At 38.7% G+C, this 16,545-nt stretch carries 12 protein-coding genes and 3 tRNA genes; 13 read left to right on the top strand and 2 right to left on the bottom strand.

Translation table 11 applies throughout. The annotated features are described in order from the left end of the window. Nucleotides 1-11: 11 nt before the first annotated feature. From ABH966_RS21665 to ABH966_RS21650, 4 genes are all read left to right on the top strand, one after another. Nucleotides 12-88: transfer RNA gene (locus tag ABH966_RS21665), tRNA-Asn, on the top strand. A 9-nt stretch (nt 89-97) separates the two neighbouring features. Then, nucleotides 98-188, top strand: a tRNA-Ser gene (locus ABH966_RS21660). Between the two features lie 2 nt (nt 189-190). Then, nucleotides 191-262, top strand: a tRNA-Glu gene (locus ABH966_RS21655). Between the two features lie 437 nt (nt 263-699). Then, nucleotides 700-3,477: an S-layer homology domain-containing protein gene (locus ABH966_RS21650; RefSeq protein ID WP_370082035.1), complete on the top strand. Its 2,778-nt coding sequence runs from the start codon at nt 700-702 to the stop codon at nt 3,475-3,477. Nucleotides 3,478-3,578: 101 nt separating this feature from the next. Here the strand turns inward: ABH966_RS21650 and ABH966_RS21645 are convergent, their stop codons facing one another. Beyond that, entirely contained in the window at nt 3,579-4,217 is a 639-nt protein-coding gene (locus ABH966_RS21645) for an NAD(P)H-binding protein (protein ID WP_370082033.1), read from the bottom strand. A gap of 152 nt (nt 4,218-4,369) precedes the next feature. Between ABH966_RS21645 and dpaL the strand changes: the two genes are divergently transcribed. From dpaL to ABH966_RS21625, 4 genes are all read left to right on the top strand, one after another. Further along, complete coding sequence (dpaL, locus tag ABH966_RS21640) at nt 4,370-5,581, top strand: diaminopropionate ammonia-lyase (protein ID WP_370082031.1); 1,212 nt, start codon at nt 4,370-4,372, stop codon at nt 5,579-5,581. 176 nt (nt 5,582-5,757) lie between these two features. Beyond that, nucleotides 5,758-6,519, top strand: a complete 762-nt coding sequence (locus ABH966_RS21635; protein WP_370082029.1) for a MerR family transcriptional regulator — start codon at nt 5,758-5,760, stop codon at nt 6,517-6,519. 241 nt (nt 6,520-6,760) lie between these two features. Then, entirely contained in the window at nt 6,761-7,210 is a 450-nt protein-coding gene (locus ABH966_RS21630) for a TraR/DksA C4-type zinc finger protein (protein WP_370082027.1), read from the top strand. A 48-nt stretch (nt 7,211-7,258) separates the two neighbouring features. Continuing rightward, complete coding sequence (locus ABH966_RS21625) at nt 7,259-8,185, top strand: dipeptidase (RefSeq protein WP_370082025.1); 927 nt, start codon at nt 7,259-7,261, stop codon at nt 8,183-8,185. Nucleotides 8,186-8,198: 13 nt separating this feature from the next. On the opposite strand, the gene ABH966_RS21620 is transcribed toward ABH966_RS21625, so the two are convergent. Further along, nucleotides 8,199-9,119 carry a 1,4-dihydroxy-2-naphthoate polyprenyltransferase gene (locus ABH966_RS21620; RefSeq protein WP_370082023.1) on the bottom strand — a complete coding sequence of 307 codons (921 nt, stop codon included), beginning with the start codon at nt 9,117-9,119 and terminating at the stop codon, nt 8,199-8,201. Between the two features lie 632 nt (nt 9,120-9,751). On the opposite strand from ABH966_RS21620, the gene ABH966_RS21615 reads away from it, so the two are divergent. The 5 genes from ABH966_RS21615 to ABH966_RS21595 all read left to right on the top strand — a co-directional run bounded on the left by ABH966_RS21615 (nt 9,752) and on the right by ABH966_RS21595 (nt 16,380). Next, complete coding sequence (locus tag ABH966_RS21615) at nt 9,752-11,137, top strand: isochorismate synthase (RefSeq protein WP_370082021.1); 1,386 nt, start codon at nt 9,752-9,754, stop codon at nt 11,135-11,137. Next, entirely contained in the window at nt 11,130-12,854 is a 1,725-nt protein-coding gene (gene menD / locus ABH966_RS21610; protein ID WP_370082019.1) for a 2-succinyl-5-enolpyruvyl-6-hydroxy-3-cyclohexene-1-carboxylic-acid synthase, read from the top strand. Before ABH966_RS21615 ends, menD begins: the two co-directional genes overlap by 8 nt. After that, complete coding sequence (menH, locus tag ABH966_RS21605) at nt 12,842-13,651, top strand: 2-succinyl-6-hydroxy-2,4-cyclohexadiene-1-carboxylate synthase (RefSeq protein WP_370082017.1); 810 nt, start codon at nt 12,842-12,844, stop codon at nt 13,649-13,651. Before menD ends, menH begins: the two co-directional genes overlap by 13 nt. 64 nt (nt 13,652-13,715) lie before the next feature. Continuing rightward, on the top strand, nt 13,716-14,534 hold the full coding sequence (gene menB, locus ABH966_RS21600) for a 1,4-dihydroxy-2-naphthoyl-CoA synthase (protein WP_049667407.1): 819 nt from the start codon (nt 13,716-13,718) through the stop codon (nt 14,532-14,534). 421 nt (nt 14,535-14,955) lie between these two features. Next, a complete protein-coding gene (locus tag ABH966_RS21595; protein ID WP_370082015.1) occupies nt 14,956-16,380 on the top strand; it encodes an o-succinylbenzoate--CoA ligase in 1,425 nt (474 codons plus the stop codon). The last annotated feature ends 165 nt before the right edge of the window (nt 16,381-16,545 follow it).

The raw sequence follows: 16,545 nt of genomic DNA, 5'->3' as shown, positions 1-16,545 counted from the left end.
CCCACCATTTTTCCGAAGTAGCTCAGTTGGTAGTAGCACCTGACTGTTAATCAGGTTGTCGCAGGTTCGAGTCCTGCCTTCGGAGCCATTTTTTTGTGGGGAAGTACTCAAGAGGCTGAAGAGGCGCCCCTGCTAAGGGTGTAGGTCGGGTAACCGGCGCGAGGGTTCAAATCCCTCCTTCTCCGCCATTGGCCCGTTGGTCAAGTGGTTAAGACACCGCCCTTTCACGGCGGTAACACGGGTTCGAATCCCGTACGGGTCATACTGAAATGCAGTAGATGTAATTTACATCTACTGCATTTTTTTTATGGTACTTTATCAAACATCGAAAATTCCTTTCCGCCGAACCGCTGTACAGTTAGAATAGCCCGTTCCATCGAGTTTGCTAATTCATACGATCAAATTCTTCCTCTTATCACGCTTAGAGACAATCGTATATAACCTTCATTTAGCCTTGGCTATAAACTATCTAAAAAGCCACTAAAAATCAACCTTAAGATCCGCGTCTCTCTCAAAATAAAACATTAAAACTATGCAATGCATATAGAAAAAATTAAATATAATTAGTATTTGCTTTGTGACCACTATTAATTGGACAAATAATCCATGGAAAATAGCCGTAATATTGGTATATCCTTTGGAATATATCTATCTTTCTTTTATAATGGGAATGAATAGAATTAATAGGAGGTAATAATTATGAAAAAAAAACAGAGTAAATGGATTATGAGTGCAGCGTCTGCTGCTTTGATTGCTGCAGCTGTTGTTCCTACTGCAAATGCGGCTAACTTTACAGATATTGCAAAAAATGACCATAAAGAGGCCATTTTGGCACTAGCAGATGCAAAAATTGTAGCTGGATATCCAGATGGTACGTTTAAGCCAACTGGGGTCCTTACGAAAGGTAATGTAACAAAATTTTTAGGAAAATGGCTTGAATTAGAACACTTCCAAGTGCCAGCAGACTACAATAAAAAAGTACGTTTTACAGACATGCCTACATCTTCAAAAGATCAAGAATTACTACAATATGCAGCGCTTATAAATGATACTGGTATTTTCAAAGGGACTAACAACAAGTTATTACCTTCCGAGTATATCTCTCGCGAACAAATGGCTTCTATTTTAGTACGTGCAATTGAGAAAGTTTACGATATCGATTTAATTGCGATGTATAAAAAAGAAAACTTTAAATCTTCTATTACAGATTTAAAAGTAGCTTCACCAGAAAATCATGAGGCCATCATCGCATTAGAATATGCCAAAATTACAAATGTAAAGACATTTAATCCGAAAAACACACTAACACGTGGTCAATTTTCATCGTTTTTACATCGTTCAATGACGAATATCGGTGAAATGGTAAGGGGTCCTGAAGTGGCCATCCAAACAGTTAAAGTTATAGATGCAAAAACACTACAGGTAACATTAACAGATGGGACAAGCCATAAGGTAACATTAGCGACTCCACTTACTGAAAATGTGGAAACGAAGGTAGATTTCAAAATTAATGACAAACCATATTCCGCTGTTGTTACATATGAAGTGAATGAGTTAAATGTACAATCAATTGAGGGAATTAATGCTTCTCAGATTAAAGTTGTCTTCAACCAAGCAATTGACCCACTTTCTGTGTTAAAAGCAGATGGGAAATTACAGGATAATGTTGTAGCTTTCTCTAATGTGGATACTTTAAGAGCTCTATCAGTTGTAAAAACAGAAATCAGCGCTGATAAAAAATCAATCACTTTTACAATGAATGAACCATTAAAAGGTACACATCGTTATGTGTTCAGCAACATTAAATCTGAAAAGGGCACAGTGCTTCAAAATGCAGATGCGAATTTTGTTATTGCTGGAGATACACAAGCGCCTACGATTTTAGGAACAACGCAAGGAAAAAATTCTTCAATCGTTAAAGTGCAGTTTTCTAAGCCAATGGCAGCATTTCCAAATGAACGCATTCAATTTACATTAGCAAATGGTACAAAGGTATCGAATGTAGTTGGAAGCATTGAGCAAAACTCAACTGAAGCGACATTTGACTTATCAGCTGCAACCATGAATGGTAAGTATTTAGACCCTGGTACAGCTGTTCAAATTACATTCGTAGCGGCAACAGATATGGCAGGGAACATAATTTCACCAAACCCTTCTACTGTAACAGTGAAAAAGGGAGATAAGGATGGTGTTCCACCGACGTTTTCTTCTGTTACACAAACTGGACCGAATACGTTCCAGCTATTGTTCTCAGAGGAGATTCAACCACTTTATCCATATGATCTTTCAGTCAAAAGCGGTCAGACTTCAATTTCTGTGAATTCAGTAGAGAAAGATCCTAAAAATGGTCGTTTATTAAATGTTACGGTAGATTCAAAAAGCTCGCTTCAAGGAATTACAACGATCGGTACAGCTTCTGGTCGAGTAATTACTGACTTATCAGGTGAAACGGCAACATTCTCAACAGCGTATAACTTTATAAGAGATGATAAAGCGCCGGCCCTAACGAATTCTGAAATTGTTTACGAGGATAGTGTAGAATATTTACAATTAACTTTCGATAAGCCAGTACAGTTAGGCGTTAACGCAAAAGCGTCATTTACTGGGAAATTCACGAATAATTACATTTTATATGAGGTATCAAGAGGACCCCAAAGTGATATTCAGACCGTAAAAGATCAACCTACGAAATTACGTGTTAAAATGGCAGGACTGCTAGGCATGTATGATACAAAAGGAGCTCTTTACGATGGCAAATTAAATTTATTTAATGTTACCAATTTATACGGTGTGCCAGCCACTGAAGTGCAAAATGTTAAATTTACACGTAATGGTGATTTAAATATAAATGGCAATAAATTAGCTTTATCACAATACAATGCAATTCAAACATCTGCAACAGATTATTCTATTAAAGATAATAATATTGTTTATTTAAATTTCAATTATCCTGTTGATCCTGCACTTGCTCAAAATGTTCAAAATTATAGTATTGATAATGCTCAGATAGAAAGTGCTGTTGTAGAAGGATCCAATTTAAATCGTATTAAGCTCACATTAAAAAAGGATTCAAATTATTTTAATGGCGCACGAAACTTTACGATTAAAGGCTTAAGAGCAGCAAACTCTATGGAATCATTTGACGAGGTGCGAACATCCATTAACCTTAAAGAAAATATTGCACCAAAGGTTGTGAATGTTAATGTCAGCAATTCACAAACATTAGAGCTTGTTTTCAGTGAACCAGTAACAAACGTTAATAATTTGGATTTTAATATTACAGTGAATGGTTCTTCGGTAGCAGCAACTACCTATTCACAAGGTAATGATAGAGTATTAATTACAATACCTCAGAATGGCTATTTATTTGAAAACGGCAGAAGTGTTACGATTCAAACTTCACCGCGTAATGAAATTATGGATTTTAATGGGAATAAATTAGATTTCACTTCCCAAACAATTACAGTACAAAGATAAATAAAAAGGGATTAAGCAAGAATTTCCTATGAAATAATATTTGTCTTTAACTATAAAGAATAGCATGCTGGATATATACTCAGCATGCTATTTTCTTATATCTAATGGGAGATAAACGGTGCTTTATGTACGTATTTTGTATTATCAATATGATCAATGATAAAAGTGGCTATATCTTGATTCGTAATTTTTGTACCAGGCATATCCGTCAGGTTTTCCTTTATCTGATTGGATGTTAAACTATCTTTTACAAACGGTAATCTAATTAGTGTCCATTTGATCTGTTTATTATTTGATAAAAATTTCCATTCTAATTTTTTATCTTGCATCATTTTTGAAAGGAATACTTCAAATATCTTTGCTCCTAAACGATTCATCATGCTTTTTTTATCCTCTTTAATCGTTAGAGAACCACCTGAAACACCTATATAACGACTAATGTTTAATTCTTTCATCACATTAAAAATATTATTTGTAACTTCGCTATATATAGGTTCCTCTTTAGTTGGTTGACCAAATGTATTAATAACAACTTGACAATCTTTAAGAAGTTCTCGGATGTTTTCTATATCCTGTACCTGCCCTTTTACTATTTCAATAGCATCATTTTTATACTGTAACTTTTCAGGATTTCTAACAAGCATCCGAACATGATATCCTTTTTGTATTGCTTGAGTTGCTATATGCCTTCCTACTTTCCCTGTTCCCCCAATTATCGCTATCTTATAAACATTACCCATTATATCCCTCCTGTTGAATATATTAGTAGATATACGATAAACCTTATCAAAAGGATTCAAATTTTTCTTTTTTTAATAAAGTATGTAATATGGTTTTGTTTTGCGAATCTATAAGCTAAGATGAAAATAGAACAAGCACTAGGGGGATATGAATGAGGAAATTATTGTGGACTAACAACCAACAATATTTGTTACAGAAGAATGTAGAACAAGTAGAACCTTTTCTACGTCATTTTTCATCGGAACAAGTAAATCGTGTTGGTAAATTTCAGCGTACATATGAGAAGTTTGAAAGCACGCCATTGCGTTGTTTAAATGCTTTTGCATCATTCGTTGGGGTACAAAAAATTGTTGTAAAAGATGAATCTTATCGATTTGGCTTAAATGCATTTAAAGTATTAGGTGGCGTGTATGCAATTGGGCAGTACGTTGCCAAAAAGTTAGATAGAAATATTGATGAGCTATCGTTTGAGCAACTTAAATCACCTGAAGTAAAGGAGCAGCTTGGGGATTTAACGTTTATTTCAACGACAGATGGCAATCATGGTCGTGGAGTGGCATGGGCTGCTAGAGAACTAGGTTTGAAAGCCCGTATTTACATGCCAGCTGGTAGTGCAGAGGAACGTCTCCAAAATATTAAAAATGAAGGTGCATATGCTGAAATAACGACAATGAATTATGATGATACCGTTCGTTATACGTCACAACTAGCAATAGAAAATGGATGGATCGTTATTCAAGATACGATGTGGGAAGGCTATGAGGAAATTCCGTTATGGATTATGCAAGGCTATACAACACTAATAAAAGAAGCCGTTGAGCAGTTGGAAAAAGCACCTACCCATGTATTTTTACAAGCTGGGGTTGGATCTTTTGCAGGGGCAGTTGTAGCTTTCTTACAACAATATTATGAGCAAAAGATTACATTTGTCTTAGTGGAGCCTTTTGTAGCGAATTGCTATTATGAAAGCTTTAAAGCAGGAGATGAACAGTTTGTAACGGTTGGTGGAGAGATGCAAACAATTATGGCAGGTCTTGCTTGTGGTGAGCCGAATCCGCTTGCTTGGGGCCTGTTAAAGACTTATACGAAAGTAAGTATTTGCTGTGATGAGGAAGTTGCTGCAACAGGTATGCGCATTCTAGGGAATCCGCTAGCGACAGATGCACGAATTATTGCTGGAGAATCGGGAGCTGCCCCGGTTGGATGTTTTTATGAGTTGATGACGAATAAGCAATATACAGAACTGAAGGAAACATTACAATTAGATGAAGATTCTCGGGTATTGTTTATTAACACTGAAGGTGACACAGATGTAGAAAACTACAGAAATATTGTGTGGCATGGTAAGTATTCCGAAATTTAATGAAAGTAGCAAACTAGTGATAATAAAATGTTCTAGTTTGCTTTTTTCATTTACGACGCGCCTAGTCGGAACGGAAATCAACCCGACGTTATGGTAATGAGCCAATTTTTCTTGATTTTTTTCTTGACCTTAACGTTGCGTAAACATTTACAGTAGCATTAGTGGAGGTGAAAAATGTGGAATATACAATTCAAGAGCTTGCTCAATTATCTGGGGTTAGCACAAGAACACTGCGTTATTATGATGAAATTGGATTACTAAAGCCTGCAAGAACGAATGAGGCGGGCTATCGATTTTACGAACAGTTTGAAGTTGATATGCTCCAGCAAATTTTATTTTATAGAGCATTAGATATGAAGCTAGCAACAATTAAGGAAATTATTCAAGCGCCTGATTTTCAACATACAGAGGCACTGAAAACCCATCGTACTGCTTTACTGAAACGCAAGGAGCAGCTGGAAAAGATATTACAAACAGTAGAAAAAACCATTCAATCTATTGAGGAGGAACAACCAATGGCAAATGAAGAAAAATTTAATGGACTAAAAGAGAAGCTAATCGCGGAAAATGAAAAGCAATATGGTCAAGAAATTCGTGCAAAATATGGTGACAAAACGGTTGATACATCGAATGCAAAGGTAATGAATATGACAGAGGAACAGTATGAAGCAATGCAACAGCTAGAACAGCAATTATTTAATCGTTTAAAAGAAGCGATGGAAATCGGCGATACAAACAATGATGTGGCAATGGAGGTTGCAGAGCTTCATAAGCGCTGGCTTAGTTTTACATGGTCACAATATTCTAAAGAGGCACATGCAGATATAGCTCAGATGTATATAGCGGATGAACGCTTTTCTGCATATTACGATGAGCGCGTTTCTAAAGGAGCGGCACAATTTTTACATGATGCCATCATCAGTTTCACCTTGGCGTAATTGTAGCTGACACTTTGCTTTCGCTACAGAAAACATTTTGTAGCTGTCGCTGTGCTTTCGCTACAGAAAACAATGCGTCAGGATTTTGAATTGTGCTTAGGTCTGCATGATGCAGGTTAGTTAGCTGTTGTCGCAGGAAGTGACGATTTTTAATTAAACAAAATAAATAACTCCTCTTTATGCTTTAGTGTTTTAGAAATATTAATTTAGGAAAAAATGAAGGCATGAGGAGGAGATTTTTTTGAACCCACAAGTAATGGAAAAATTAAGAAAGCAATTAGAGCAGGAACTACAGGAAATAGAACAGCAACTTGAGGAATCAGAGCGTCCACAAGCTACAGAGCTGTCTAATTATGATAATCATCCAGCTGACAATGCGAGTGACTTAACGGATCAGCTAACGGAAATGGCGATTGATGAGCACAGGGGTGATGATGCTGAGGAAATAAAGGCTGCACTAAAAGCGATGGAGGATGGTACGTATGGTAAATGCGCTGTATGTGGTGAAGAGATTCCTATAGGTCGCTTAGAAGCTATGCCGAAAGCATTGACATGTGTTGAACATGCTGAGCACAAAGAAGAAAATTTAAGACCAGTAGAGGAAGATGTGTTGTCTTCTACGCCAAGATCGGATGATTTCATAGAACTTGAGGAATTCGGCTCTTCTGACACTCCTCAAGATAAAAGTTAGTAAGCATTTTCACTCACAGGTATTATAATAGCTGTATGGGGTGAGGATATGGACATAATTGATTTACATTGCGATGCTCTATCGAAATTAACAACTTTAGAAGCGGCAAAATTTGAAGATGATGTACGTTTGCAAGCCAATCGACAGAGATTACAATTAGGGCAGGTTAAGGCACAAGTATTTGCTATTTTTATTAATCCTAAAATTCCGCAAAGCATGCGATTTTTAGAGGCAGTGCGGCAAATTGAAGCCTTCCATACACATGTATTACAAACTGAGGGCATGGTGCATATTACGGATTGGTCGCAATTAGATACTTTAGCTCCGCATGAAATTGGTGCAATTTTAAGCTTAGAGGGCTGTGGTCCAATCGGCGAAGATTTAGCAAAGCTTGCTGCAATATTAGATGCAGGTGTGAAGTTAGTTGGCTTAACGTGGAATGAGGAAAATGCTGTGGCCCACGGTGCTGAACAGGATGCAAACCTTGGTTTAAAACCATTTGGTAAAGAGGTTATAGACTTGCTAAATAAGCGAGATATTATTATCGATGTCTCGCATTTAAATGAACAGAGTTTCTGGGATGTCTTACCACTAGCGAAGCATATCATTGCGAGCCATAGTAATGCACGTGCACTTTGCGATCATCCAAGAAATTTAACGGACGCTCAGGCAAAAGCACTTATCGAGCATGGAGGGCATATTCATGTCGTTTACTATCCGCCTTTTATCCATGACAATGCTACGATGGAGGATTTAGTAGCGCATGTGAAGCATCTAGCGAATATAGTAGGGGTAGAGCACCTTGGACTAGGTTCAGATTTCGATGGAATAGATGCTACTGTAAAAGGATTAGCACACGCAGGAGAGGCACAAAATTTGTTAGAGGCGTTACGTGAACATTTTTCAACCGAAGAAATTCGTGGTATTGCAAGTGAGAATTTTAGATGCTATGTAAAAAATGTAGCAGCCCGTTAAGGCTGCTACATTTTTAATAAAAGAAATATTGAATTAATAAACCGATTCCTAAGAGGAAGCCGAAGAATGTATTTGTTTGCGCTGTAAATTTCATCGCAGGCATAACTTCTTTCGCTTCTTTTTTATCGCGGAAAATTTGAGTCGCACGAAGTGGCTTTGGAACGCTTAAGAAAATGATTAGAGCCCAAAAAGTAATACCATCAATGGCTACAAGAGCAATTACCCATAAATACGAAACGATAAAAAAGCCAGATAGCACAGAAATGGCATTATCTCGACCTACTAAAATAGCAAGCGTTCGTCGACCACCCTCTGTATCTCCTACGATATCACGGATATTGTTGGACAGCATGATAGCTCCAACTAAAATCATACTTGGTACTGAAAGCAAAACAGCGTCTAATGTCACAGTAAGCGTTTGAATATAAAAGGCGATTAAGACAATCCCCATTCCCATAACAGCGCCAGATACAATTTCTCCAAATGGTGAATAGGCTATTGGATAAGGTCCGCCAGTGTATAAAAAACCAATAAGCATACAAACAAGCCCGACAGCAGCAAGCCACCAAGAAGTTGAGGCACATATGTAAATGCCAAGCAACATAGCGATTGCATAGAAGCTTAAGGCAATCATCATAATTGTTTTTGGTTGAACACCGTGACGCACAATCGTTCCGCCGATGCCGACAGAATTTTCATTGTCTAATCCTAGTTTGTAATCGTAATATTCATTGAACATATTTGTTGCTGCTTGTATAAGCATACTTGCAATGAGCATAGCAAAAAATAGTCCAAAATCAATTGTTTGTTTTTCAATTGCTAAAGCAATAGCTGTTCCTAAAAATACTGGAACGAATGAAGCGGTTAAAGTGTGAGGACGTGTTAAATGCCACCAAACTTTAATACCCCTATCAGCTTCAATGACTTTGGTCATAAGGTCTTTCTCTCCTTCAAATGTTGTAGACTATTCTTATTTTATACGAAGAATGAGAAAATGGATAGGTTCACAGCTTATTATATACAGTTCAGATCAATTATGCCTTGGCATAATTGCGTCCGGAATCGGCTTTGTGCTTAGGCCTGCGTGATGCAGGTCAGTTAGCCGTTATCGCATGGATGCGATGATTTTAGGCTAACATCCTATATTGAACTCCTTTCCGATTACGTGACATCCGCCGGAGGCTTTTAACTTCTTTCAGCGGCTGTTTGGACACCCGCTGAAAAGTAGCTTAAATCCGCATTCATTTCACCACCTATAGAGGAGGGAGTCTTCTGCTGAAAGAAGTTAAAAAAAATGATACAATAGAACATGCATTTATGAACTGAAAACAATAATTAAGATAATAGCAACAGTACGAAGAATAGGCTAGCAAATAAAAAATGACCCCTATTTTAACAGAAAAATATGATGTGGTAAAAGTACAAACGTTCATTTCATGATGCAAAGTTTTGGTCAATTGTGCTAAAGAAAAGCCAAAGCAGTATTTATGACTGAAAGTGTAGAACGAGTACAAAATATACCGTGTGTCATTCATTATGTACATTGCAACAACGGAGGTAATTTTCATGCAACAGAAGTGGTACCAAGCCACAGAAGTAGAAGTGGACTCTTTGGGCCAAAGCCTTCATTTTTATATGGAAACAATTGAAGTTAGTCGCTTATCGGCGCTCGCATTTTATGCAGCAGGCGAGGAGCATTATAAAGGTGAACGATTTTATTGGCAAAATAGAGAAAAAACAATGACATTAGTAGGGCTAGGGCATGCCTATACGATTCAAAATAACGCCAAAAATAATCGCTTCGATGCAGTAGAAGCAGAGTGGAAAAATTTAACGAAAAACTGTGTGAAGGGACAAAGCGAGCTACAACCAATTTTGTTTGGTGGATTTACATTCGATCCACAAAATGAAGTAACTGGGGAGTGGACAGACTTTCCAGAGGCTTATTTTGCACTCGCAACATACCAGCTTGTTATCCGAGATGACAAAGCGTTTGTAAGTATTCACCTTATTTCAAAAAATGAGCAGGCAGAGTCCCAACTCGAAGCGCTACGTAAAGAGCGAGATCATTTAATTCATGCTGCTCAAGTAAAAGAAGTGAAAACGTATGCAAAGCCTGAAATCACAAGTTACTTTGAGCCATATAAGGAGCCGTATTTAGCTTCGATTGACCAAGTAACTGCATTGATTAAGCAGAAGAAGGCAGATAAAGTCGTTATTGCACGCTCACTAGCATTGCAATTTAAAGAACAAGTTTCTTCACCACAGGTACTCTCACAAATTATTCATGAGCAGCCAGAAAGCTATTTATTTGGTTTAGAACGTCAAGAATTATTGTTCTTTGGTGCGTCCCCTGAACGTCTTGTAAAAGTAGAAGAGGGCCGAGCCTTTTCATCTTGTGTTGCAGGTTCTATTAAACGTGGTAAGACAGCAGAGGAAGATGAAGCCTATGGACAAAGCTTATTAAATGATTCGAAAAATGGTGGCGAACATCAATATGTTGTCGATATGATTGCGGAAACATTCCGTAAAAATTGTGTAGAGATGACAATACCGGATGGCCCACGCTTACTAAAAATTAGAGATATACAACATTTATATACACCTGTTGAAGGTCAGTTAAATAATGAAGCAACAATATTACAACTGACAAAATCTTTACATCCAACGCCAGCTTTAGGCGGTGTGCCAAGGAAAGAGGCAATGGCAGCTATACGTAAGTATGAGCCTATGAATCGTGGGCTTTACGCTGCTCCAATTGGTTGGGTAGATGCTGATGGCAATGGGGAATTTGCAGTGGCCATTCGTTCGGCTGCTTTACTTAAGGACAAAGCTTATTTATATGCTGGTGGCGGTATTGTAGCAGATTCAGAGCCACAATCTGAATATGAGGAAACATTAGTGAAATTCCGTCCAATGCTTCGTGCGCTAGGAGGACAATTACATGAGTGAACGGAAAATTTTAACGGATTATGTTTATAAAATGGTAGCATCACTAGTGCAAGCTGGTGTTGAGAACGTTGTTGTCAGCCCTGGTTCACGTTCGACACCTTTAGCTTATGCATTTGCTTCAACCAAACAGCTCCAAATGTATCGTCAAGTTGATGAACGATCGGCTGCCTTTTTTGCGCTAGGAATTGCAAAGGCTACAGCAAAACCTGTTGTTCTTTTATGTACATCGGGAACAGCTGCGGCAAACTATTTTCCTGCCATTGTTGAAGCAAGCTATGCTCGTGTACCGTTAATCGTCATTACAGCTGATCGTCCACATGAATTGCGAGAGGTGGGTGCACCACAGGCTATTCATCAGCCGAATTTATATGGTACAAATGTCAAATGGAGCGTGGATTTCCCTTTGGCAGATGGTGCTGCACCAACATTGCCGTTTATTGAGCGTCATATTGCACGTGCGGTAGCGGTGGCGATGAGCGCACCATTTGGACCAGTGCATATTAATGTACCGTTCAGAGAACCGTTGTTGATTGATTTTCGAGAGGAACTTCCAGAAGTGACATTTAAGCATAGCAGTATGGGTCAGTTAGTACCTTCAAAGGAGACTCAACAAGAGCTATCGGAGATTTTAAGTGCAACTAAAAGAGGTTTTGTTATTATTGGTGAGCTACCGCTTGGTACAGATTTAACAATTATGTGGGAGTTTGTTCGCCGATTAAAATGGCCGGTCATTGTAGAGAGTTTATCTAATATGCGGTCATCTGTACCAGAAGATTGTCTGCCTTATATGATCACGACGTATGATGCCATTATGAAAAGTGAAGATTTTAAAGCATTAGTTGAACCAGATACGGTGCTACGTTTAGGAGCACAGCCTGTTTCTAAATTTATTATGCAATTTATTACTAAATCTCAGCCTAATACGTATATTGTTGTCGATGAAGATCCGATGTTCCGTGATTCTACAGGTGTGTCTACTCATTTTGTTCATGCAAGTATTGGTGAGTGGCTCACGCAATTAGAAATCTCTGAAACAGCACTTGAGACAGAGTATTTAGCTGAGTGGCAAGATGCTAATGATATTGCACTTGAGTATATTGAACATTATGCTGACGGTGCGATTGATGAGGGAGCAATGGTAAGTCGATTACTAAAAATGATTCCTAATGGCAGTGATATTTTTGTTAGTAGCAGTATGCCAGTGCGTGATATTGATACGTTTTTAATGGCGACACAGAAGGATATTCGAATTGTTGCGAATCGTGGAACGAATGGTATTGATGGTGTCGTATCAACTGCAATGGGCTTTAGTCAAGGAAATAACCGTGAAACCTACTTGCTTATTGGCGATTTAGCCTTTTTACATGATGTCAACGGTCTCATTGCTTCAAGATACCAGGAATGCAATTTGACAATGATCGTTATGAATAATGATGGCGGCGGTATTTTCTCTTATTTACCACAATCTACAGTTGAGGCACATTATGAAGATTTATTTGGTACGCCAACTGCCCTTAAATTCCATGATATTGCCAATATGTACGATATGGATTATATACGAGTAGATGATATTTCAGAGCTATCAGTAAAGTTCACTACGATGAAAAAACGACCAATGCGCTTAATTGAAATTTTCACGAATCGAGAGGAAAATGTGTATGCGCATCGAGCACTATGGAATCGCATTAACGTAGGGTTAAAAGCATGGCAAAGCTAATGATTCGAGGGCTTGAAACATACGTAGAAATCTGGAATGAAGAAGCGGAGCAAACGCTCGTGGCATTGCATGGTTTTACAGGTAGTACGGCTACATGGCGAAATTTAGCGAAGGCTCTACCTCGTGTACGAGTTATTGCCATCGATTTAATTGGGCATGGCCAAACCGTTATACCTCAACAAATTAGTCGTTTCTCTATGCAAGAACAAATCCAAGATTTAGAGGAAGTTTTTGGCCAGCTACAGCTCAAAAAATTTATGCTGCTAGGCTATTCAATGGGAGGGAGAGTTGCATTATCGTATGCAATCTCCTATCCTGAACGAATTGAAAAGCTGATTTTAGAAAGTGCTTCACCAGGTTTACGAACTGCAAAGGAACGTTCTGAACGTTGTGAGAGGGATAACGCTCTTGCTGAAAAAATAATTAGTAATGGATTGTTATCATTTGTCAATGCATGGGAAAACATTCCTTTGTTTGAATCTCAAAAGTGTTTATCACACAATGTGCAAGAAGCGATTAGGTTCGAACGACTTTCTCAGAAGGAAGAAGGCTTGGCAGGTAGTTTACGAGGCATTGGTACAGGAAGTCAACCATCAAATTGGATGGCATTGGAGAAGCTTGAATTTCCTGTACTTTTAATGACAGGCTCACTAGATGATAAATTTTGTAAAATTGCACTAGAAATGAAAGCATTATTAAAAAATGCCAAACATACGACAGTAAATGACGCTGGACATGCAATTCATGTGGAAAATCCCGCTGAGTTTGCTACAATAGTAGAGGAGTATTTAACGTAATATAATTTTTACGTTATCGTCTCGATTTTGAACGAGACGAATTTAATTATTAGGAGGCAATTCAATGACACGTCAATGGACAAGTTTACATACTTATGAAGACATTAAGTATGAGTTCTATAACGGTATCGCAAAAATTACGATTAACCGTCCAGAAGTGCGCAACGCATTCCGACCAAAAACGGTAATGGAAATGATCGATGCTTTTTCACGTGCACGTGATGATAAAAATGTTGGAGCTATCATTTTAACTGGTGAAGGTGAGCATGCCTTCTGTTCAGGTGGAGACCAAAAAGTACGCGGTCATGGCGGCTACGTTGGTGAAGATGAGATCCCACGTCTAAACGTTCTTGATTTACAACGTTTAATCCGTGTTATTCCAAAACCTGTAGTAGCGATGGTTGCAGGTTATGCAATCGGTGGAGGACACGTATTACACGTTGTCTGTGACTTAACAATTGCTGCTGATAACGCTCGCTTTGGACAAACTGGACCAAAAGTTGGTTCATTCGATGCTGGTTATGGCTCAGGCTATCTTGCACGTATTATCGGTCATAAAAAGGCGCGTGAAATCTGGTTCCTTTGCCGTCAATACGATGCACAACAAGCACTTGATATGGGATTAGTTAACACAGTTGTTCCTTATGAGCAATTAGAAGATGAAACTGTACAATGGTGTGAAGAAATGCTACAAATGTCTCCAACTGCTCTACGCTTCTTAAAAGCAGCAATGAATGCAGATACAGACGGTTTAGCTGGTCTTCAACAAATGGCTGGCGACGCTACTCTTCTTTACTACACAACAGATGAAGCTAAAGAAGGTCGTGACGCATTCAAAGAAAAACGTCAACCAGATTTCGGTCAATTCCCAAGATTCCCTTGATTACCTGAAACGTTTAAACGGCTCGTATCTTAATGAGATACGAGCTTTTTGTATATCTAAAGGGCCGAGACGGATAGACTTGCTAGAGCGACGGCACAAGGTGCGTTATCGGCGGAAAGGCGTGCGTTAGCGGCGGAAGAGGGTGCGTTATCGGCGGAAAGGCGTGCGTTATCGGCGGAAAGGCGTGCGTTAGCGGCGGAAGAGGGTGCGTTAGCGGCGGAAGAGGGTGCGTTAGCGGCGGAACCCCGTGCATTAGCAGCGGAACCCATGCATAAGCGACGGAACCCATGCATTAGAGTCGGAACACCATGCTTTGCAGTGGAACCGCACGCCAAAGCGGCAAAAACCCTATGTCAGAGCACCGAATAGACGGATGATGCGATAAAGCGGTAAGATTAAGGCTGATTGGAGGAATAATGAGATGTATTTAAATTGGATTTTACAGCGAGCGTATTTAACACCTTTACGAAACGGTTTAACATATAATGGGCAGACTTGGACGTTTCAAGAATTAAATGATTTATCGTTGAAACGTGCTCGTCAACTTACAGCACTGGATATAAAACAAGGGGACCGTATTGCAATAATGGGTCCGAGTAAGCCTTCCCTTGTCATTATGATGTACGCGTGTATGCATTTACAATGCGAAATGGTTATGCTAAATCGTAGGCTAACACAGAATGAAATTGCCTATCAGCTAGAGGATTCAGAGGCTATGGCGGTATTAATTGCCGATGAGGATATAGAAAAATTACCATCACATACGTCTTATTATTTATTTTCTACTATAGAAAAAAGTACAGAAGCGGCTATTGATATTACGAAAGAATGGTCTTTAAACCAAACAACATCGATTATGTATACATCTGGTACGACTGGTTTTCCAAAGGGCGTTTGTCAAACAGTCGGAAATCACCAGGCAAGTGCAACGGCCTCCGTTTTAAATATAGGTTTGCATGCAGAGGATACATGGTTATGTGCGGTACCACTTTTTCATATTAGTGGCTTTTCTATTTTAGTGCGCTCACTATTGTACGGCAATAAAGTGCATTTATATGATCAATTTGATGCAGAAGTCATTTCCCAAAATATAATGGATGGCGAGGTTACACATATGTCGGTAGTCGCTGTCACATTGGAAAGGATTTTACATACCCTTGAACAGAAAAACGCACAAGCCTCACCGAAATTTAAAATGATGCTAGCAGGTGGTGGACCAGTGCCAGAAGATTATTTAAAGAGAGCGCATGCATTAAATTTAGCTGTAGCTCAAACGTATGGTATGACTGAAACCTCGTCACAAACTGCAACATTAGCAAATGAAGATGCGATGCAAAAAATTGGTTCTGCGGGAAAACCATTATTTTTTAATCAAATTCGCATTGCTGAGCCAAATGACAACGGTGAAGGAGAAATTTGCATACGTGGCCCACATGTTACACCAGGGTACATTGGTCGTTTTGCTCAAAAAGATGCAACGATTGATGGCTGGCTCCATACGGGGGATATTGGTTATATAGATGAAGATGGTTATTTATTTGTCATTGATCGTCGGGCTGATTTAATTATTTCAGGTGGCGAAAATATTTATCCTGCTGAAATCGAAAATGTACTACTTACACACCCTGCTGTTAAGGAAGCGGGAGTATGTGGAATCGATGATGATGCGTGGGGGCAAGTACCAATCGCCTTTGTTGTATTAAAAGAAGAAGTACAGGTAGAGCAAATACAAGCATTTTGTCAAAAGAAGCTTGCGAAATATAAAATACCAAAAGAAATTATTGTTACGGACGAGCTCCCTCGAAACGGTGCCAACAAATTACTTCGTAGAAAATTAATGAACTAATAACAAAAAGAAGCCTTCGTTGATAAGATGGCTTCTTTTCGTGTTGGTGAAAAACAATTATCAAGTATGGATCTTCGGCAAAACGAGTGGGTGATTTCCGTACCGATTGAGCGCTTTGTTGCTGACGCTTCGCTTTCGCACAGATAAACCATTTGTTGCTGACGC

Source organism: Lysinibacillus sp. RC46, from assembly GCF_041262385.1.
In the GTDB taxonomy this organism is placed as follows: Bacteria; Bacillota; Bacilli; order Bacillales_A; family Planococcaceae; genus Lysinibacillus.
The sequence above is the reverse complement of the archived record's forward strand: the minus strand, read 5'-3'. Positions and strand labels throughout refer to the sequence as shown.